This is a genomic window from Falsiroseomonas selenitidurans, from assembly GCF_012103215.1.
Taxonomy (GTDB): Bacteria; Pseudomonadota; Alphaproteobacteria; order Acetobacterales; family Acetobacteraceae; genus Falsiroseomonas; species Falsiroseomonas selenitidurans.
Window position 1 is genome coordinate 1 of the sequence record NZ_JAAVNE010000131.1, and the last position, 905, is coordinate 905.

The 905-nt window shown below is 81.1% G+C and carries 2 protein-coding genes; both read left to right on the forward strand.

From position 1 onward, the window contains the following. On the forward strand, positions 1 to 550 hold a 550-nt coding region (locus HEQ75_RS27690; RefSeq protein WP_168035337.1), incomplete at its 5' end, for a glycosyltransferase family 4 protein. Further along, positions 547 to 905: hypothetical protein (locus HEQ75_RS27695; protein ID WP_209318821.1), on the forward strand; the 359-nt coding region annotated here is incomplete at its 3' end. The genes HEQ75_RS27690 and HEQ75_RS27695, both read left to right, overlap by 4 nt.

The window sequence follows — 905 nt, forward strand, 5'->3', positions numbered from 1 at the left end:
GCCGGCGGGCGCGCCGCTGCTGCTGTTCGTCGGGCGGCTGGAGCGGCTGAAGGGCGCCGCCCTGCTGCCGGCGATCGCGGAAGGCTGCGGCATGGCGCTGGCCGTGGCCGGCGCCGGGCCGCTGCGGGCGGAGCTGGACCGCCAGGCCGCGGCCGGCGGCGGGCTGCGCATGCTCGGCCAGCTCGCCGACCCGACACCCTGGTACCAGGCCGCCGATGCGCTGCTGCTGCCCTCGGCGCTGGAGGGCCTGCCGCTGGTCTTCCTGGAAGCCGCCGCCGCGCACTGCCCCGTGGTGGCGACCGCCGCGGCGCTGGAGGGGCTCGGCGAGGCTGCGCCGGCGCTGGCGCGGCTGGTGGCGCAGCCCAGCGCCGCCGCCTTCATCCCCGCCATCCGCGCCCTGCTGGCCGATCCCGAAGGCGCCGCGGCGCTGGCTGCCCGGGCCGCCGCCGAAGCGGCGCGGCGCGGCTGGCCGGCGATCCTGCCGCGCTGGCTCGGCCTGCTGCGCGCCGCCCCCCTGTTGGCCGCCTCATCGACGGAGACCCGCGCATGACCGCGTACCGGATCGGCACCGCCGAGCGTGCCGCCCTGCTGGCGGGGGAGCCAGCGGTGATCGCCGCGCCTGGCATGGAAGGGCTCGCCGGGCTGCCGGTGGCGGTGCTGCTGCCGGTGCAGGGCGTGCTGCGCCGCGCCGGTGGCAGCGGCCCCGCCGCCGCCCTGCCCCCCGCGCCACGCCCGCTGGCCCTGCTGGCCCCGGATGCCGAACAGGCCGCGCGGCTGGCGCAAGGCCTGCCGCCCGGCTGGCAGGAAGGGCTGCCGCGCATCCTGGGGGCAGCGCCGCTCGCCCCGCTGGCCGCCTGCCTCGCGCGGGCGCTGGCCGCGGCGGAAGCGGCGCGTGGCGCCGCACA